This window comes from Streptomyces cathayae, from assembly GCF_029760955.1.
Lineage (GTDB): Bacteria > Actinomycetota > Actinomycetes > Streptomycetales > Streptomycetaceae > Streptomyces > Streptomyces cathayae.
The window spans coordinates 5,703,465-5,720,963 of the sequence record NZ_CP121682.1 but is presented as its reverse complement, the minus strand read 5'-3'; the positions used below and the strand labels follow the sequence as shown (position 1 = coordinate 5,720,963).

Sequence of the window (17,499 nt, the reverse complement as noted above, 5' to 3'; positions counted from 1 at the left end):
TCGGGCGGTGGCGGGTCGGGCCGGGGAGCGGGCCGGGCGCCCTCGTCCCACCCTCTCCGGAACCGGTGGCCGACGCGAGACGTTTTCCGGGTGCACCCGGTACCGTCGGGCAGTCCGCCCCGCGTGCCGCCGTGCGCCCGACGAGCAGTCCAGGGAGCCCCATGACCACCGCCGCCAGCCGCCGCAGCGACCGGAGGATCAGCCCCGTCTTCCTGGGCATCCTGGCCGTCACGGCGGTGGCGGGATGGGCCACCTGGACCGGGTTCGCGGACCGGACCGGCTTCGCCGTGTTCCTGTTCGTGACCGCCGCCTGGATCGTCTCGCTGTGCCTGCACGAGTACGCGCACGCGCGCACCGCGCTGCACAGCGGCGACATCTCGATCGGCGCGAAGGGCTACCTCACGCTGGACCCGCTGAAGTACACCCACCCCCTGCTGAGCATCGTCCTCCCCGTGCTGTTCGTGATCATGGGGGGCATCGGTCTGCCGGGCGGGGCGGTGTTCATCGAGCGGGGCCGGATCCGGGGGCGCTGGCGGCACAGTCTGATCTCGGCGGCGGGCCCGCTGACGAACGTCCTGTTCGCGGCGGTGTGCACGGCGCCGTTCTGGCTGGGCGCGCTGGACGGCGTACCGGTCCCCTTCCGGTTCGCGCTGGCGTTCCTCGCGCTGCTCCAGGTGACGGCCGCGATTCTGAACTTCCTGCCGGTGCCGGGGCTGGACGGCTACGGCGTGTTCGAGCCCTGGCTGTCACACGGGTTCCGGCGGCAGGTGGAGCCGATCGCGCCGTTCGGTCTGCTGCTCGTGTTCGCGCTGCTGTGGCTGCCCGCGGTGAACGGCGTGTTCTTCGGCGTGGTCGACTCGATCCTGTCGGCCCTGGGCATCCACAAGATCGAGACGTACTGCGGTCTGGAACTGTTCCGCTTCTGGCAGGACACGAGCGGACTCTGCTCGGTCGCCGCGTGACGGAACCGGCCGTCAGCAGCCGGTGCCGGAGCCGCCCGTCAGCCCGTGGCGGAGTGGTCCGCCTGGGCGGCCAGTGCCGCCCGCAGCTCCTTCTGCGCCCGGGCGCGCCGCACGTAGTACCAGGTCATGTTGGACGACAGACCCACGAGCAGGATCCAGACGATGCCCAGTCCCCAGCTGCCCCGGGCGAAGGAGACGACGGCCGCGGCGACGGTGAGCAAGCAGACGATGAAGGCGTAGAGAGCGAGACGGGGCATGGCGGCTGGGCTCCTGTCGGGGGACACTGCTTCGTCGACCAGTGTCCCCCATAGGGTCATACGTCCGTGACGCGGAGCCCGGCGTGTGCCTTGTAGCGGCGGTTGACGGAGATCAGGTTGGCGACCAGCGCCTCCACCTGGTGGGCGCCTCGCAGCCGCCCGGCGAAGACGCCCCGCATGCCCGGGATCCGCCCGGCCAGCGCCTGCACGATCTCCACATCGGCGCGGACCTCGCCGAGCACCATCACATCGGTGTCGATCCGGTCGATCTCCGGGTCCTGGAGCAGTACCGCGGACAGGTGGTGGAAGGCCGCGGTGACCCGGGAGTCCGGCAGCAGGGCCGCGGCCTGCTCGGCGGCGCTGCCCTCCTCGGGCTTGAGCGCGTAGGCGCCCTGCTTGTCGAAGCCGAGCGGGTTGACGCAGTCGACGACGAGCTTGCCGGCCAGTTCCCCGCGCAGGGACTCCAGGGTCGTGCCGTGGCCGTCCCACGGCACGGCGACGATCACGATGTCGCTGCGGCGGGCGGTCTCGGCGTTGTCGGCGCCCTCGACGCCGTACCCGAGTTCCTCGGCGGCCGCCCGCGCGCGCTCGGCGGCGCGCGAGCCGATGATCACCTTCTGGCCGGCCTGGGCGAGCCGGTACGCGAGGCCCTTGCCCTGCGGTCCGGTGCCGCCGAGCACACCGACCACGAGCCCGGAGACGTCGGGCAGGTCCCAGGGGTCCTTGGCGGGGGCCTTCGCGGGGGCGGTTCCGGGCTGCTGTGCGCTGTCGCTGGGGATACTGGAAGTCATGGCCTGACTCTATGTGCGCGGCGGCGCCGTTTCCGGTGGAGTGAGCTCCGTCACCCCACCGTTCTCCGTGTCCCCCGGGCCGGTGAATCCGCGGCGAACCCCGGGACGCGGCGGCCCGGCCGGGGGCAGGATGCGGCGCCATGGACGCCGTACGGGTCGCGCTGCTGCGCGAAGTGCTCGCCGGGACCGAGTGGCTGGGGGCCACCCGGCGGTTCGCGGGGACGCTGCGGGGATCGGTGGTGTCGCACGGGGGCGGGCTGCTGATCGTGGGCACACCGGAGTACGAGCCGTGGCACCTGGCGGCGCATCTGGTGGACGAGGCCGCCTGGTCGGGCACGCCGGAGCTGGCGCCGACGCTGGTACGGCACGGCGCGCGCGCCTCGGATCCCGCGCATCTCGCGGTGGGCCTGGGGCGACTGGAGGCGGCGCGGCGGGGCGAGACGCTGCTGGTGGTGGCGCCCGGGGAGCCCACGGCCCCGCTGCTGGAGCGGGTGTCCGACGCCCGCCGGGCCGGTGCGACGCTGCTGTCCCTCGGCGCCGGCGACGGTGAGCTTCCGTCGCTGGCCCACGAGACGCTGGCCGTCCCCGAGGGCGCCGAGCTGGACCTGGACACCGTGCAGCACCTGGTCAGCGCGGCGGCCGGGGAGAACGCGCTGCCGCCCCGGGGCCGCCGCGGCTTCCGGGACCGGCTGTCCCGGCTGGCGGACCTCCTGACGGCCCCGCCCCCGGCCCGCTGGTGAGCCGGTGCGGGCCCGCCCCGCCCGTGCTCAGCCCTCGCGACCGCCCTCGGGGCCGTCCTCGGATCCACCCTCGGGGGCGTCGTGCCACTTGGGGTCGTTCTCCCACTGGAGGTTGCGCTCACGCGCCGTCGCCATGGCGTGCTCGGCCTCGGTGCGGCTCGTGTAGGGGCCGAAGCGGTCCTTGGCGGGACACTCCGGGCCCTCCTCGACCTTCTGGTGTTCCAGGCAGTAGAACCACTCGCCCGGCTTCCCGACCGTCCGCTTCTTGAACAGGGGCATGACCGGCTCCTCTCGTCACGGAGGATGGTCCCCCGCAGCCACTCAATTAGACTCGCCGGCATGTCTGGCCAGTCGCTGCTCATCCCAGGGGAGCTGTCTCCCACCCGTTCCGTACCCGGAAACATCCGTCGCCCCGAGTACGTCGGAAAGCCCGCTCCCACGCCGTACGCCGGTCCGGAGGTGCAGACCCCCGAGACCGTCGAGGCGATGCGGACCGCCGGGCGCATCGCGGCGCGGGCGATGGCCGAGGCCGCCAAGCACATCGCGCCCGGTGTGACCACCGACGAGCTGGACCGGGTGGCGCACGAGTACATGTGCGACCACGGCGCCTACCCGTCGACGCTCGGTTACCGGGGTTTCCCCAAGTCGCTGTGCTCCTCGGTCAACGAGGTGATCTGCCACGGCATCCCGGACTCGACGGTGCTGCGCGACGGCGACATCGTCAACCTGGACGTGACGGCGTACATCGGCGGGGTGCACGGCGACAACAACGCGACGTACCTGGTCGGCGACGTGGACGAGGAGAGCCGGCTGCTGGTGGAGCGCACCCGTGAGGCGCTGAACCGGGCGATCAAGGCGGTCAAGCCGGGCCGGCAGATCAACATCATCGGCCGGGTCATCGAGTCGTACGCCAAGCGTTTCGGCTACGGCGTGGTGCGGGACTTCACCGGCCACGGCATCAACACCTCGTTCCACTCCGGTCTGATCGTCCCGCACTACGACAGCCCGCACGCGACGACGGTCATCCAGCCCGGGATGACCTTCACGATCGAGCCGATGCTGACCCTGGGGACCCACGAGTACGACATGTGGGACGACGGCTGGACGGTCGTGACGAAGGACCGCAGGCGAACGGCCCAGTTCGAGCACACCCTGGTGGTCACGGACACGGGCGCGGACATCCTGACCCTGCCCTGACCTCGCCCACCAGCCCCTCCACCTCGAAGCCCGCCCTCCCCCGAGGGCGGGCTTCCGTCGTTCCACAACGGGGTAGAGAGATACCGACAAACTGTCGGCAAGCTATTGACTTAGGTAACCCTAACCATAGAAGATCTGGACCCATGGACCCCTCCTCGGCCCCCTCGGCCTCCTCCGCCTTCTCGACCCTCATCCGCACCGCTTCCCACGAGCAGCACATGGAGGCCGAGACCTCGACCTTCATGGGCGACCTGCTCGGCGGCCGGCTGGGCGTGGACGCGTACGCCCGCTACACCGAACAGCTGTGGTTCGTGTACGAGGCCCTGGAGTCGGGCGCGCGGCACCTGGCGTCGGACCCGGTGGCGGGCCCCTTCATCCGCCCCGAACTGCTGCGCCTGCCCTCCCTGGAGCAGGACCTGGCCCACCTGCGCGGCCCGGACTGGCGCTCGACCCTGACCGCCCTGCCCACCACCCGGGCCTACGCCGACCGGGTCGCCGAGTGCGCCCGGGACTGGCCGGCCGGTTACATCGCCCACCACTACACCCGCTACCTCGGCGACCTCTCCGGCGGCCAGATCATCCGCGCCAAGGCGGAGCGCACCTGGGGCTTCCCGAAAAAGGGTGACGGCGTCCGCTTCTACGTCTTCGAGGGCATCCCGAACCCCGCCGCCTTCAAGCGCGAGTACCGCGAACTGCTGGACGGAGTCCGCGCGGACGACCTGGAGAAGCAGCGCGTCATCACCGAATGCAAGCGCGCCTTCGCCCTGAACACCGCCGTCTTCCACGCCCTGGGCGAGGAGTTCCCCCTCTCGGCGTGACTCTCCCCTCCGGGGGTCACAGAAACCGCAGCCGCTCCATCGCCCTGCGCAACTCGTCGGTCCAAACCCGGTACGCGGGGACCTTGCGCAGGGCATCGAGCGCGACCGTCTGCCCAAGCCGGCCAAAGTCCCGTTCCGCGTCACGCCGCCCACCGAGTGCCACCTTCAGCACGACCTTGGGGTCGGCGACCTTCTCCACATCGTGCGGCACCTCCCATGCGGCATCACGCGCGGGTGCCGCTTCTTTCAGTGCTGCGGGGTCCGCCAGCATCCACGCCTCGGTCTCCCGTACAGGGACCAGTGCCACGATCCGGTGGGCGTCGCCGGGGAAGCGTTCGCGGATCGCGTCGACCTTGCTCCGCTCGTTGTGGTCGTGGTGGATCATCACGAGGTCGAAGTAGCTGAGCAAATCGGCCACTTCACGTACCACAAGGTCCCTGTGCGCCACGGTGAAGCACTCTCCGGGGACCACCCCCGAGTAGTCGAAGCCGACCGGTGCCCCATGGGCAAGCTCAGTGATCTGCCGGTCGATGAGCGGCACGAGGAACCACTGGTCGCTGGCCCCCTCGGTCAGGAGAGCAAGACTGAGATACCTACGCCCCACGCGCGTACCGCCCTGTGGGATCGAGGTACTTCCGCACCTCAAGCGGGGTGACGAACGTTCCGCGCTCGCCACTGTCGGCCACCTTCCGCGCCCGGGTCAGCCGACGCGGCGGGAGTCCGTCGCCGAACCGGGTCACCGTGTCCAGGAACACCACCGAATCCGGGGCGTCCTCCAGTGCGGCGGCGAGGGCGACCGGTGAGTGCGTGGTGATCAGGATCTGCCTTCCGTCACCGGAGGTGAGCGTCGCGGGATCACTGGTCCTGGCCTTCAGCCGGGCCAGTAGTTGCGGAACCCGAGTGGGGTGGAGGCCGTTCTCGGGCTCCTCGATCAGGAGGAGCCCTTCGTGAGCGGGGTCGTGAGCTGCGGCCAGCAGGGCCAGGATGCGCAGGGTGCCTGCGGACGCCGCGCCGGGAGGCACGCGGTGCTCGTGCCTGTGCTGTAGCCAGACGTCCCACTGGCCCCACTCTGCATTGGCCGCCACCGTGATGTCCACGAGGTCGGGGAGCAGCGCCACGGCGTCGGCACGGAAGTCGTACCAGGTCTCAGGGTCCTGGGCGATCCGCCCCAGGACGGCTCCGAGGTTCTTTCCGTCCTCCGAGAGAGGCGCGGTGTCGTAGGTGGAGGAGACGACGCGCATCGCCCTGGGTGAGGGGTCGAGGATCCGCCAACTCCCGGTGGCTCGAGCCAGCTCCCTGCGGTACGCGGCGTCCTGCACGGGGACTTCCGTGCAGTGCAACTGACCGGTTTCGTCGTTGTTGAGGTACGGAAGCGCGGGCGGGACCCAGTCCGGATCCCCCCCACAGTGGTCGTGGACGTTGAGAATCTCGGTGTCGACGCGCAGAGGGTCCGGCGGATCCGCGTATGTCACCCGCGCCTCGACCCTGATGTGGCAGTACCCGGCGTAGCCGTACACCAGAACATGCGCCGCGATCCGCATGACCCCGACCGGTACACCGTCCGGACCGCGCCGGAACAGTTCCTTCGGGCCTCCCCGACGAGCGTGGTCGACGAGCGTCTGACTCGTCGGCTCCCGGATCAACTGGCCCAGCAGGTCCACCGCCTCCAGCAGATTGGACTTGCCCGAGGCGTTGGCTCCCACCAGGACGGTGAACGGCGGCAGGTCGAGGGCGAAGTCGTCGAACGACTTGTACCCGTCGATCTCGATCCGCGTGATCACCCTGCCACCTCCTCTCGGCACGGCCGCATACGCATGGCGCCACATTATCCGGAGCACTCGCCCATCCGTACGGTCAACGATTCGGCGGCATGGACCCGCAAGGACGGGCCCGCAGCGAACTCCAGAATCACAGCGGGTCCACCCGCCGCGTACTGATCACCCCGCACACCGAGGACGGTCCGCCACTCCCCTCTGACCCGCACCGCCTGCCCGGTCCGGACCATGACCGCTGCCACCTCTCGCATCGCGGGATCGGCCACGAAGTCCGGGGCCTTCAACTCCGCGAACACCGTCTTCCCGATCCCGGCCGCGCGCTCCTCACACCCCCAGCGATGGGCGAGCGCCGCCACGAGCAGCAGCCCCCGCCCACCGGTCTCGTCCTCACCGGGCTCCCGGGCCTCGGGCCGGCCACCGCCGGCGTCACTGACCTCCAGCCGCAGCAGCCCGTCCGCCGTGGAGCGTGCGATGCGCACCCCGATCTGCCGATCACTCGGCACCGGCACGCGCAGCGCGTCGGTCACCAGTTCGGAGAGAACCAACTCGGCATCTTCCAGCACCTCTTGGGCGATCCCCCAGCCACCGAGTGCCGCATGAAGCAGCGCCCGCGCCCGGGGCACGCTGCCGCGGCTGCGGGAGAGGCGAAAGGTGATGTCGTTCGATGAGGTCATGAGGCTCCTCAGGACTCGGCTTCAGCGGCGAAATCCACACGGCGCAAGTTCCGCTGGGATTGCGCACATCGACAGCCTGAAGGCGCACCATGTGAACTAGCAACGTTTCCAGTAGGGATGTGCCTAATTTTCCGTCTTTCGAGTTAAGTCCCGCACATCCCAGCCACCCCGCTGCTAGAGCTGTTGCCATGTCCGCAAACGCCACTGCCTCCAGCCCGTCAACCGTCCTCGGACGCCAACTCGGCGATGAACTACGTCGACTGCGTGAGGCCGCCGCACTCACCACCGCGCAAGCGGCCGAGGCACTCGACTGCACCAAGGGGAAGATCAGCCGTATCGAGAACGGCCGCGTGACGGTTCGCCTCCCCGACCTGACCGCAATGCTGCTCGCGTACGGGGCCACGAGCACCGAACTGCGCGACAGACTCAGCTTGCTCGCCCGCAAGGCCAATCGCCGCCGCAGGCAGGGGTGGTGGAATCAGTACGGACCGGTGCTGGCCGACACCTACCGCGACTACATCGCGCTGGAAACCATGGCCGGAACCATCCGCACCTTCCAGGCGCAACTGGTACCGGGCCTGCTGCAGACCCCTGAATACATCCGAGCCGTGACCGTCGCCTCGCATCAGTGGCAGACGGCGGACGAGATCGAACAGTTCGTCCAAGTGCGCCTCGCCCGTCAGGAGCGCCTCGTCAGCGACTCACCACTCCAGCTCTGGGCGGTACTGTCCGAAGCCGTACTCCTTCAGCAGGTCGGGGGACCGAAGGTGATGTCCGCGCAGTTGAATCAGCTCCTGATCGCATCCGAGCAGCCCAACGTGACCGTCCAGATCCTGCCGTTCTCCCGCGGAGCGCATGCGAGTATGTTCGGGCCGTACGTAGTACTGGGCTTCCCCGAGGAAGCTGCGCTGGACGTGGTGCTGGCGGACAATCCCACCGGCTCGATGTGGCTGGAGCGAGAGGCCGAAGTCGGCCGCTATCAGGAGTTGTTCGACGCAGCCCGTACTTCTGCGCTCTCCCCCGTGGAATCTCGCATGGTCATCCGACGCAGAGCCAAGGAGCACAGGGCATGAACACCGCACGCCACGGCACGCCGGATCTGTCAGGCGCGAAGTGGCGTAGCAGCAGCCACAGCGGCGGCAACAACGAATGCCTTGAACTCGCTCACGAAGTCCCCGCCTTCGCCCCCATACGCGACAGCAAGAACCCCAGCGGACCGGTCATCCCCTTCGGTCGTGCCGCCTGGGGCGCTTTCGTCGCGCATCTGGGCTGACGTCGGCCGGGCAAGGAACACAGGATCACGGCGAGGCCGCCTTCACACCGGAACCGGAACCCGGGCAGGCCGCTCCCCGACTACCGTTGCCCCACATGACGGCCACCGCGACGGACATCACCGAGGACCTGATCCGGGATCTGCTGCGCGAGCAGCACCCCGACCTGGCGGACCGCCCCCTGAAGCTCGGCGCGCTCGGCTGGGACAACCAGGTGTGGCGGCTCGGCGACGACCTCGCCGTCCGGTTGCCCTGGGCGACGCGGTCCGCGGACGCACTGCTGCGCAAGGAACACACCTGGCTGCCCCTCCTCGCCCCGCACCTTCCGCTGCAGATCCCCGTCCCGCAGCGCCTCGGTGAGCCCTCCGAACGGTTCCCGCGGCCCTGGCTCGTCACCACCTGGGTGCCGGGCGAGCCCGCCGACCGCGCCCCCGCCGCGCGCCCCGCGGAGGCGGCCGTCGCCCTGGCCTCCTTCCTGACCGCCCTCCACCGCCCCGCCCCCGCCGGGGCACCCGCAGGCCGGGACCGCGGTGGCCCGCTGGCCGACACCGCCGAACACTTCACCCAAGGGCTCGCCTCGGCCACCGAGCTGGGGCTGATCCCCGACCCGGGCGCCGTCCGCGCGGTCTGGGAAGACGCCGCCGCCGCGCCCGAGTGGGCAGGCCCGCCTCTCTGGCTCCACGGCGACCTGCACCCGGCCAACATCCTGACCATGAACGGCACCTTCTGCGGCGTGATCGACTTCGGCGACCTCTTCGCCGGCGACCCGGCCTGCGACCTCGCCGCTGCCTGGATCCTGCTGCCGGACGGCGCCGCCGACCTCTTCCACGCGACCTATCGGCCAAGCCCGGACGCCGCGACCCTGCGCCGCGCCCGCGGCTGGGCGGTGCTGCGCGCCCTCGCCGGCATCCACATCGGGGACGCCGGTGTCCACGGCCGCCCCGGAGGCAAGCCCACCTGGGGCCCACCCGCCCAGGCCGCACTGCGACGCCTCACCGCGACGGCCCACCAGTGATCAAGCACCCCGGCAGGAGGGTAGGACTCGAGTTCGGGGGTTGAGGATCTGGGGCGGTACGAAGTGGTTCTGCCGAAGCCGTGGGATGTCGAGGACGTGCTGTGGGCGGGGGTTCCTACCTCCAGGCGTCGAAGGGGACTCCAAGGCGAGACGAAGCCCTGTTGACCGGGACAGGACGGGGATGGTGTCCCGCCGGGTGGTGCAGGGGACCTCCCCGGTGCCGACTCCGCCGGGCCGGGGGCGGGTGCCGTGCCGAAAACCGTGAGCAGCCGGCGGGAAAGTGTCACATAAGTGCTCAGATGAGCGGCATCAGGACAGTGAAGGCCGAAGTGCTCACGGTTTTGGAACGGTGTGTCACCCCCCGGGGCGCGGGCGCCTGTCCCGGCGTCGCACCCGTACGAGACCGCATCCGGCCCGCGCGGTCACGGACAAGCGTCCCCGACGGTGAACTGACACACCGTCACTCCGCCTCGCGCCCAAAGAGCCCTGACGTCAACGGTGACCTGCGAATTAGCACCTTGATCCCCTACACCACTTCCCAGGACGCAACCATCACCCGCCGGTGGGTGAAGAACGACCGCCTCAACCACGCCGGCTGCCTCTGGGCCTTCTCCGCCATCACCGCCTCACCAGGCTCCAAGGCCCACTACCGCAAGCGCCGCGACGGCCACGGAGACTGGCACGCAGCCGCCCAGAGGAACCTTCTTCAACCGCATGCTCGGCCAGCTCTACCACTGCCTCCAGCAGAGTCATCGATATGACGAGGCACTGGCCTTCCCAGCTCCGCCCGATGAGGTGGGCGCAGCGGCTGCATGACCAGAGGGCGTATCTCACGGGCGGCGATCAGGAGCATGCCCAGCGCGGCAGGCGGCCCAGTACGGCACGGAACCTCTCCCGTCCTGCCGTGACGCTCGCGTCCCACAGACCTGCGGCGTCACTGCTCAGGGAGAGGGACTGGAGCCGTTGTTCTTCAGCAAGAAGACCGGCACCCGCCACGTTCTGGTCCAGCATCCCCATCGCGGTGAGCGCCGCATGGCCGCAGGAGACCGCGTCATCAGCGTTTCCCGAGCCGTGGGCCAGCAGGGCATACCGCAGGCTGAGGACAGCGAAGAAGGCGTAGGTGTCGGCGACATCGGTGATCCCCTCCTCGTCCGGCTGGAGCTCCGGGAACCGCTCCAGCAGGCGTACGCGCTCGGCGGCGTCGGCGAGCGGCCGGTCGGCATGCCAGAGGTCGCGCACGGACTCCGCATAGAAGTCCAGGTCGGATTCCCGCCCTGACACGTTCGCTCGCAGGCCAATGAACAGTGGCGCCATGCGTTCGGTGCAGGCGGCGACGTACAGGTAGATCGCCTCGTCGTCCCCGTCACGAAGCGCCTCCGCGACGGCCCCCTCTACCAGCTTCTCCACGTCCCGCCCTCCCGTTCGAACAGATCGACAGGCTACATAGCGGCCTGAGCACCGAAGCTCGACAAGTTAAAGCCCTGGGGTGTCCATGCGGTCAAAGCGCTTGGCCGGTGACTGTCCACCAGGCGGTCACTCGGGCGGCCATCGCTTCGGGCCGCAGCACCAGAGGGTCGAGCCCGAAGTGGTCCTCCAGTTCACGCCGCAGGAACTCACCGACCTCCGTCTGGCTCGCACCACCACGGAGCCGCTGGAGCAAAGGGACCAGCATGCAGTCGTACTCGTCCTGCACGAGGTCGGCGACGCCGATCGGATCCCACTCGTTGAGCAGATGCCGAAGGTCGCTCTCGGTGGAGAGGGTCCAGGGTCGCATGGCCCCAGAATGCCACCCGGAAACCACCGTCGACGAGGGGAGGGGCGGCTCCCCGAAATCCCCTGCAGGGATGAGTACTTGTACTCATCCCTGCATTGGCCCCCTGGCCCACCGTGGAGAACACCGAGCCTGGACCGACCTGAAGGAACCCGCGATGCCGAATGACTCCCGTCCCCGCAGCCTTCCGCACCGGCTCCTTGTGCTCGCCACGGGCAACTGGCTCGCCCGGGGCTATCTGGCTGTCTTCGCCCTCTCCCTCCTGGTCATGTTCCTCCTGCCGGAGAGCGGCTTCGCCATGAGCTTTCTGCTGCTCACGGCACCCCTCTCCCTCCTGACCATGGTCCTGCCCTTCGGCCCGGGCACCGAGGGCGGCGGGGCGGTCGAGGTACTGGCCATCGGCTTCTGGGCCGCATGGCTCCTTCTGTGCGCCTTCGTGAACGCCGCCGTGCTCGGCGCCCTCCTCCAGAGATCCGCGACCTCCGCATCAACCGGCTTCCGCAAGCCCTCCCCTCCTGTCTCGGACCTCCCGGAACGGGAGGAAACGGGCACGGCGCACCCCGCGTCCCCTCGTCTGCGCAGGACGCGGGCCCTGCTGGCACCCGCGGTGGACAACTGGCTCGCGCGGGGGTATCTCGCCGTGGTCGCGGCGTCACTGGGGTTCTTCCTGGTGGCCGTCTACCTGCTGCCGGACCCGGGGTTCGCCGCGATCTGGCCGACCATGACCACGGCGCCGCTCGGCGTCGTCGCCCTTCTGGTGCCCTCCCCCGTCGAGTGGACCTCCTCCCTCGCCTGGCTGAGCCCGTTGGTCTTCTCTGCCGAGGCGGCCCTGTCCGGGCTGTTCAACGCCGTACTGCTCGGCCGGCTCGCACGCATGCTGCGGGCACGGGAGACGCCTCCGGCCGCCTGATCGAACCCTCGGAGCGCGCACCGCAGAGCCCGAAGTCCGGCCATGTGGAGGGGCGACCTCTCGTACCTGTAGTTCCGGGTCCCGTGCCTGGTCTCGCCTGGGATCATGCCGATATGACGATCGCCGCCGTGCTCTTCGACGTGGACGGAGTCCTGTTGGACTCCGCAGCCGCTCACCGGAGAGTCTGGACCTCCTGGTCGCAAGCACGGGGACTGGATCCTGAGAAGGTCTGGACGCTCACCTTCGGACGGCGCCCCGAGGACACCGTCAGGGACGCGGCTCCGCATCTGGACCCGACCACCGAGCGAAAGGCGCTCGATGAGCTGTTGGCCCGGGAAAGGGGCGGTTTCCCGCCGGTCGACGGAGCTGCCGATCTGTTGGAGGCGTTGTCCGACAGCCCTTGGGCGATCGTGACTTCCGGCGATCGGGACTCCGTCACGGAGCGTTTCGCGGCGGCCGGTCTCCCCCTCCCCGCGGTGCAGGTCTACGGCAGCGACGTGGAACACGCGAAACCCGCACCGGACTGTTTCTCCCTTGCTGCCGCTCGGCTCGGCATGGCGCCCGCCGCGTGCCTGGTCGTCGAGGACGCGCCGGCCGGAGTGAGCGCGGCAGTGGCGGCGGGCTGCACGGTGATCGGCTTGACCACCACGCATGCGGAAGCGTCCCTTCGGCAGGCGCATCTGTGCGCCGCTTCTTTGGCCGAGGTGCAGGAACTACTGCTCGCAGAAGGGCTTTTGGCCGGGTCCTGAAGCAAGAACCCTCCCCGCAGACGGAGCTGAGTTGTAGTGAGATGTGTCGATCGTCGAAGTCATCGTCCGAGGCTTCGGCGCCATCGGATCTCACCCTCGTGCCGTTCGCCGGTGGGGGTGAGCCCGGCGGCGGTGGCGACGGCGGCGGATGCCCGGTGGTCGGGGTGGATGTGGGCGATGACGGTGTGCACCGGCTGCCGGGTGAGCCAGGCGACGAGTCCTCGGGCTGCTTCGCCGGCGATGCCTCTTCCCTGCCACGAGGTGCCCACCACCCAGGCGATCTCGGCGACGGGGCCGTGGCCGGAAGGACTGACCGTCGCCTGGACGGTGCCCGTCAGGCAGGACGCGTCACGGAGCCTGATCACCCAGTTCAGCCAGGACACAGCCGGATCGGGGGAGCCTGCGGCCAGGCGCCGGTAGCGCGAGCGCAGGGCGTGCGGGGTGTCCGGAGCGCCGCCGATGAAGGTGTGCAGGGCCGGGTCGGACAGTACGGCGGCCATCTCCTCGGCGTGCTCGACGTCCAGCGGCAGCAGGTCCAGCCGCCCGGTGCCGATGGCCTGGGCCTGGAGGGCGCTCATGCCTCGACCATCTCACGTCGTCCACTCCTGGCACGTACGTATGTGTGTGCGTGCGTTCCGCGAGGGTGGTGCCATCCGGCCGGCAAGCGGGCGAACGGCACCACGGTTCTCCGCCGACCGGCTACTTGGCCGCCTCGAGGGCGGCGAGTGCCTGCGCCCAGCGGACGTACTTCAGTTCGGCCAGATCCGCGACGGTCTTGACTCCGAACGCCTCCTGGAGCAGCTCGCCGTCGCGGTCGGACACCCCCTTCAGCACCGCCACCGGGGCGGCGAGTATCTCCGTCAGGTCCTTGTCCGCCCACGCCTTGTCCAGCACCTTGTCCAGATCGATCGAAGCCATGTGTCGTCTCCAGGGGTGCGCGGCCCGGATCTCACCCGGGCCTGTTTCTACAAACGCGTAGAAGCATAAAGTCGTCTCGGCAGGCAGGGAGCACGCTTCGGGCAGCCTCGCCGGGAAAGGCCGAAATACGCTCCTGAGCTGGCCAAAGGCCACTGCACCGCCCGCCGGACCGACGGCCTCTTCGGGGCGCCGCCCCCTTCCCTCCGTACCGCCCCCTGGTGGGGACGAGGCTCCCGACCTCAGGGATGACCCCGAGAACCGGGCCCGGAAGATGAGGGGCTGGTCTCCTCTCCGTGCAGGATCTCGGCGGCGTACGTGATCACCAGGATGGGGTTCGTCGGCAGCACGCCCCCTGGGAAGCAGGAGAACCCCTTCATGAATGCTCATGGCCACGTCCGTATCGCCGTCGCCTCCGTGTTGTTAGCCGGTCTGGCTCTCGGTCCCGCTGCCGGAGCGGCCGCCGCCCAGCCCGCCGGAACGGCTCCCGCGGTGGCGGTGCCGGACTCCGAAGGGCCCGACGTCGCCGCTCTGGAGAAGGCCCTCACCGGGATCCCCGACGGGGACGTCTCCGCCGCCCTTGTCCGCGTGGGCGGCAAGGGCAGTTGGAAGGGGACCGCCGGGGTGCGGGACCTGCGGACCGGGGCGCCGACTCTGGAGAACGCGCGGTTCCGAGCCGGGTCGACGACCAAGGTGGTCACCGCGGCGCTCGTGCTGCAACTCGTCGCGGAGGGGCGGGTGGAGCTCGACGCGCCCCTCACCCGGTATCTGCCCGGTCTGCTGCCGGACTCCTTCACCGAACCGCCGACCGTACGGCACCTGCTCACGTACACCAGCGGCCTGCAGCCCGGCGCGAACCTCGGCTCGACCACCGAGGAGATGTACCCCCACCGGTTCCGCACCCTCAGCCCCGAGCGGGTGGTGGCCACCGCGGTCGCGAAGGGGCCGGCGTTCGCCCCCGGGAAGCGGCAGGTGTACCAGAACATCGACTACACGGTGCTCGGTCTGCTGATCGAGAAGGTGACGGGCGGCCGTTACGAGCACCGGGCAGAAGCGAGGATCTTCCGTCCGCTGGGCATGCGGCACACGAGCTTCCCGGTCGGGCCGGACCCGCGGATCCACGGCCCGCACCACCGGGCCTACACGGACATCGGGGGCCGGACCACCGACGTGACGGAGTGGAACATGTCCGACCGCTGGGCGGTCGGGAACATGATCTCCACCACCGCCGATCTGGAGCGGTTCCTGGTGGCCCTGTTCCGGGGTCGGGTGGTGCCGCAGCCGCTGCTGGACCAGATGCTCACCGTCCCCAAGGTCGCCGAGGACGACAACGGCGCGGCCTACGGCATGGCGTTGGAGCGCTACGTCTACAACGGGACGGAGATCTGGGGCAAGACGGGCTCCCGGCCCGGTTACCACACGGTGCTGGCCGCCACCCGCGACCTGTCCCGGACGGTGGTGTACTCGGTGAACGCCAAGAGCGCCCGGGAGGACGGCTTCCCGCTCATCGCACGGTTCGCCCTGCCCGCCTTCAACCGCTAGGGGGTCGCCCGGCGCAAGCGCGGCGAGGTGTCTCTCAGCCTTCCCGGGGTTCGGCCGGGAGGGCTCTCCGGGCGGCTGCATCCTTGCGGGCCGCGAGCAGCAACAGGACTGCGGTGGCGGCGATGAAGCCGAAACCCCCGGTCGTGCAGGCCATGACCACCTCGTAGGAGGCGTCTGCGATCCGGGGGATGCCATTGACGAGCGCGAGGCCGTAGACGCACAGAAACCCGTAGGCGCGAAGCCGTATCCCGGCCTGTCGCTTCCGTATCCACGGCGGCGTCCACCCGGCCAGTATCGCTACCGACAATGGCAGTATGAGCGCCGTGAACACCGCCAAGGCTATCCAGTGGTACAGCGGGTTGCCGTTCACTCCGCCCCCTTCGTAGATGATCATCAGACTACGGGGGGTGATATGGCCTGTCCATGCCGAACACCGCGAGTTCCAGGCGTCTCGGCCGGTCGGAGCACCGGCGGCGTCGCGGTCGTCTCAGCCGATGCGGAGGATCGGCTTGACCGCGGCGCCGGACGCGGCGTCCGCCGCGGCCTCGTTGATCTGGTCGAAGTCGTAGAAGCGGACCAGCCGGTCGAAGGGGAAGCGGCCCTGCATGTGCAGGTCGAGGAGTTGGGGGACGAAGACGTCCGGGACGCTGTCGCCCTCCACGACGCCCATCAGGGTCTTGCAGCCCTGCATGAACGCGTTGGCCGGCAGCCCGATCACCGCGTCAGCGCTGGAGGCTCCGAGGATCGCCGCGGTTCCGCGCTGCCGCAGTGCTTCCACCATCTGTCCGATGAGCGCGGGCAGTCCGGTGGTGTCGAGGGCGAAGTCGACGCCGCCGCCGGTGATCCGCCGGATCTCGTCGACGGCGTCCTTCTCCCGTCCGTTGACCACGTGCGTGGCGCCGAGTTCCATGGCGAGTTCCAGCCGGGCGGGCAGCACGTCGACCGCGATGACCGTGGTCGCGCCGGCCACCCGGGCGGCCATCACCGCGCTCAGGCCGACCGCTCCCGCGCCCATCACCGCGAAGGTCGCGCCGGCCCCCACCTTCAGCGCGCGCAGGACCGTGCCGGCGCCGGTCTGGATGCCGCAGCCGAGGGGGCCGAGCAGTTCCAGCGGCGCGTCGGCGCGGACCTTGACGGTGTTGCGTTCGTCGGTGATCGCGTGGGTGGCGAAGGACGACTGCCCGAAGAACCGGTCGTGGAGGGTGCCGCCCCCTTGGGCGGGCCGGAGCGCGTGGGAGCCGTCGGGGCGTCGGCCGGAGAAGTTGATGGCGTTGAAGTTCGCGCAGCTCGCGGGTGAGCCGTCGAAGCAGGGCCGGCACCGGCCGCAGGGCAGGAAGCTGACGGCGACGTGGTCCCCGGGCGCCACCTTCTCCACGGCCGCGCCCACCGATTCGACGACGCCGGCGCCCTCGTGGCCGAGGACGACGGGGAGCGGCACCGGGTACACCTGGTCGCGCACCACCAGGTCGGTGTGGCACAGACCGGTGGCCACGATCCGCACCAGCACCTCGTCGTCGCGCGGGGCGTCCAGCAGGACGGGCTCGAGTTCGAAGGAACCCTTCTTCCGCACCACGGCGGCGGTGATCTCCCGGGCAGTCGCTGATTCGGTCATGGCAACCTTCCTCCCCGGTACTCGTACATCGCCCACGCCACCATCTCGGCGTTGGGCACGGTCGCTTCCTCGAAGCCGTACAGGCGACCGTACTTGGGCCGCAGCGCGTCCGTGGCCTCGCGGGAGACGGCCCCGAAGAAGTTCGCCAGGAAGCCGGTGTGCGCGCTCGCCCGGGTGATGTCGTGGTGGATGCCCTCCAGGGCGTCCATGACCGGCACACCCTGGTCCCCGACGTGGAAGACGGTGTCGTAGTGGAAGTACTGCACCCGCCCTGCCCGCTCCGAGAGCCGCTGCAGGACGTACGGCTGAGTCATGTTGCGCCGGAACAGGTCGCCGATCTTCAGTCCGGGTCGCAGTACCTCCTCGGCGGACGGTTCGACGTAGGCCGCGTCCACGGGGGAAGGAGGTGAACTCGACTCGGCCATGGCGGACTCCTGTCGTGACAGTTCTCCTTCCAGTGGAACCCGGCTGAGGAGGCGGGTCAAGTCGCCGTCTCCCCC

The 17,499-nt window shown here is 69.9% G+C and carries 23 protein-coding genes and 1 pseudogene; 11 read left to right on the top strand and 13 right to left on the bottom strand.

The window, feature by feature from the left end; translation table 11 throughout:
• The first annotated feature begins 161 nt into the window (after positions 1-161).
• Positions 162-962, top strand: a complete 801-nt coding sequence (locus tag PYS65_RS26145) for a site-2 protease family protein (RefSeq protein WP_279336378.1) — start codon at positions 162-164, stop codon at positions 960-962.
• Positions 963-1,000: 38 nt separating this feature from the next.
• Here the strand turns inward: PYS65_RS26145 and PYS65_RS26140 are convergent, their stop codons facing one another.
• A complete protein-coding gene (locus PYS65_RS26140) occupies positions 1,001-1,219 on the bottom strand; it encodes a hypothetical protein (protein ID WP_279336377.1) in 219 nt (72 codons plus the stop codon).
• Positions 1,220-1,275: 56 nt separating this feature from the next.
• Positions 1,276-2,010 (bottom strand): NADPH-dependent F420 reductase, encoded by a 735-nt coding sequence (gene npdG / locus PYS65_RS26135; RefSeq protein WP_279336376.1) that lies wholly within the window; start codon positions 2,008-2,010, stop codon positions 1,276-1,278.
• Positions 2,011-2,150: 140 nt separating this feature from the next.
• On the opposite strand from npdG, the gene PYS65_RS26130 reads away from it, so the two are divergent.
• Positions 2,151-2,750 (top strand): hypothetical protein, encoded by a 600-nt coding sequence (locus tag PYS65_RS26130; protein ID WP_279336375.1) that lies wholly within the window; start codon positions 2,151-2,153, stop codon positions 2,748-2,750.
• A 27-nt stretch (positions 2,751-2,777) separates the two neighbouring features.
• Here PYS65_RS26130 and PYS65_RS26125 read toward each other — a convergent pair whose 3' ends face one another.
• Positions 2,778-3,029, bottom strand: a complete 252-nt coding sequence (locus PYS65_RS26125; RefSeq protein WP_279336374.1) for a hypothetical protein — start codon at positions 3,027-3,029, stop codon at positions 2,778-2,780.
• A gap of 60 nt (positions 3,030-3,089) precedes the next feature.
• Here PYS65_RS26125 and map point away from each other — a divergent pair, with 60 nt between their 5' ends.
• Positions 3,090-3,947, top strand: a complete 858-nt coding sequence (gene map / locus PYS65_RS26120; RefSeq protein ID WP_279336373.1) for a type I methionyl aminopeptidase — start codon at positions 3,090-3,092, stop codon at positions 3,945-3,947.
• 143 nt (positions 3,948-4,090) lie between these two features.
• Positions 4,091-4,765 (top strand): biliverdin-producing heme oxygenase, encoded by a 675-nt coding sequence (locus PYS65_RS26115; RefSeq protein ID WP_279336372.1) that lies wholly within the window; start codon positions 4,091-4,093, stop codon positions 4,763-4,765.
• Between the two features lie 16 nt (positions 4,766-4,781).
• Here PYS65_RS26115 and PYS65_RS26110 read toward each other — a convergent pair whose 3' ends face one another.
• Genes PYS65_RS26110 through PYS65_RS26100 form a run of 3 tightly spaced genes read right to left on the bottom strand, consistent with a single transcriptional unit; the run spans position 4,782 to position 7,214 of the window.
• Positions 4,782-5,306 (bottom strand): hypothetical protein, encoded by a 525-nt coding sequence (locus PYS65_RS26110; protein WP_341483701.1) that lies wholly within the window; start codon positions 5,304-5,306, stop codon positions 4,782-4,784.
• A 52-nt stretch (positions 5,307-5,358) separates the two neighbouring features.
• Positions 5,359-6,546 carry an AAA family ATPase gene (locus PYS65_RS26105; protein WP_279336370.1) on the bottom strand — a complete coding sequence of 396 codons (1,188 nt, stop codon included), beginning with the start codon at positions 6,544-6,546 and terminating at the stop codon, positions 5,359-5,361.
• 44 nt (positions 6,547-6,590) lie between these two features.
• Positions 6,591-7,214, bottom strand: coding sequence for an ATP-binding protein (locus tag PYS65_RS26100; protein ID WP_279336369.1), 624 nt, complete (start codon positions 7,212-7,214; stop codon positions 6,591-6,593).
• Positions 7,215-7,402: 188 nt separating this feature from the next.
• Here PYS65_RS26100 and PYS65_RS26095 point away from each other — a divergent pair, with 188 nt between their 5' ends.
• The 4 genes and pseudogenes from PYS65_RS26095 to PYS65_RS26080 all read left to right on the top strand — a co-directional run.
• The gene (locus tag PYS65_RS26095; RefSeq protein ID WP_279336368.1) at positions 7,403-8,287 is read left to right on the top strand and encodes a helix-turn-helix domain-containing protein; all 885 of its coding nucleotides are present in this window, start codon (positions 7,403-7,405) and stop codon (positions 8,285-8,287) included.
• Positions 8,284-8,487, top strand: coding sequence for a DUF397 domain-containing protein (locus tag PYS65_RS26090; protein ID WP_279336367.1), 204 nt, complete (start codon positions 8,284-8,286; stop codon positions 8,485-8,487). Before PYS65_RS26095 ends, PYS65_RS26090 begins: the two co-directional genes overlap by 4 nt.
• A gap of 95 nt (positions 8,488-8,582) precedes the next feature.
• Entirely contained in the window at positions 8,583-9,500 is a 918-nt protein-coding gene (locus PYS65_RS26085; protein WP_279336366.1) for an aminoglycoside phosphotransferase family protein, read from the top strand.
• Positions 9,501-10,051: 551 nt separating this feature from the next.
• Positions 10,052-10,316, top strand: a pseudogene (locus tag PYS65_RS26080) (IS110 family transposase); the annotation flags it as partial.
• A 27-nt stretch (positions 10,317-10,343) separates the two neighbouring features.
• Here the strand turns inward: PYS65_RS26080 and PYS65_RS26075 are convergent.
• Together PYS65_RS26075 and PYS65_RS26070 are read right to left on the bottom strand one after the other, a co-directional pair.
• Entirely contained in the window at positions 10,344-10,907 is a 564-nt protein-coding gene (locus tag PYS65_RS26075; protein WP_279336365.1) for a hypothetical protein, read from the bottom strand.
• 91 nt (positions 10,908-10,998) lie between these two features.
• Positions 10,999-11,274, bottom strand: coding sequence for a hypothetical protein (locus tag PYS65_RS26070; RefSeq protein WP_279336364.1), 276 nt, complete (start codon positions 11,272-11,274; stop codon positions 10,999-11,001).
• 154 nt (positions 11,275-11,428) lie between these two features.
• Here PYS65_RS26070 and PYS65_RS26065 point away from each other — a divergent pair, with 154 nt between their 5' ends.
• Both PYS65_RS26065 and PYS65_RS26060 read left to right on the top strand, forming a co-directional pair.
• Positions 11,429-12,181, top strand: coding sequence for an SCO4225 family membrane protein (locus tag PYS65_RS26065; protein WP_279336363.1), 753 nt, complete (start codon positions 11,429-11,431; stop codon positions 12,179-12,181).
• Between the two features lie 113 nt (positions 12,182-12,294).
• Complete coding sequence (locus PYS65_RS26060; RefSeq protein ID WP_279336362.1) at positions 12,295-12,930, top strand: HAD family hydrolase; 636 nt, start codon at positions 12,295-12,297, stop codon at positions 12,928-12,930.
• A 59-nt stretch (positions 12,931-12,989) separates the two neighbouring features.
• Here PYS65_RS26060 and PYS65_RS26055 read toward each other — a convergent pair whose 3' ends face one another.
• Together PYS65_RS26055 and PYS65_RS26050 are read right to left on the bottom strand one after the other, a co-directional pair.
• Positions 12,990-13,508 carry a GNAT family N-acetyltransferase gene (locus tag PYS65_RS26055; protein ID WP_279336361.1) on the bottom strand — a complete coding sequence of 173 codons (519 nt, stop codon included), beginning with the start codon at positions 13,506-13,508 and terminating at the stop codon, positions 12,990-12,992.
• A gap of 121 nt (positions 13,509-13,629) precedes the next feature.
• Positions 13,630-13,848, bottom strand: coding sequence for a hypothetical protein (locus tag PYS65_RS26050; protein ID WP_279336360.1), 219 nt, complete (start codon positions 13,846-13,848; stop codon positions 13,630-13,632).
• 375 nt (positions 13,849-14,223) lie between these two features.
• Between PYS65_RS26050 and PYS65_RS26045 the strand changes: the two genes are divergently transcribed.
• The gene (locus tag PYS65_RS26045; protein ID WP_279336359.1) at positions 14,224-15,387 is read left to right on the top strand and encodes a serine hydrolase domain-containing protein; all 1,164 of its coding nucleotides are present in this window, start codon (positions 14,224-14,226) and stop codon (positions 15,385-15,387) included.
• A 34-nt stretch (positions 15,388-15,421) separates the two neighbouring features.
• Here the strand turns inward: PYS65_RS26045 and PYS65_RS26040 are convergent, their stop codons facing one another.
• From PYS65_RS26040 to PYS65_RS26030, 3 genes are all read right to left on the bottom strand, one after another.
• The gene (locus tag PYS65_RS26040) at positions 15,422-15,781 is read right to left on the bottom strand and encodes a hypothetical protein (protein WP_279336358.1); all 360 of its coding nucleotides are present in this window, start codon (positions 15,779-15,781) and stop codon (positions 15,422-15,424) included.
• A gap of 93 nt (positions 15,782-15,874) precedes the next feature.
• Positions 15,875-16,999, bottom strand: coding sequence for an NAD(P)-dependent alcohol dehydrogenase (locus PYS65_RS26035; RefSeq protein ID WP_279336357.1), 1,125 nt, complete (start codon positions 16,997-16,999; stop codon positions 15,875-15,877).
• Complete coding sequence (locus tag PYS65_RS26030) at positions 16,996-17,424, bottom strand: hypothetical protein (protein ID WP_279336356.1); 429 nt, start codon at positions 17,422-17,424, stop codon at positions 16,996-16,998. Before PYS65_RS26030 ends, PYS65_RS26035 begins: the two co-directional genes overlap by 4 nt.
• Between the last annotated feature and the right edge of the window lie 75 nt (positions 17,425-17,499).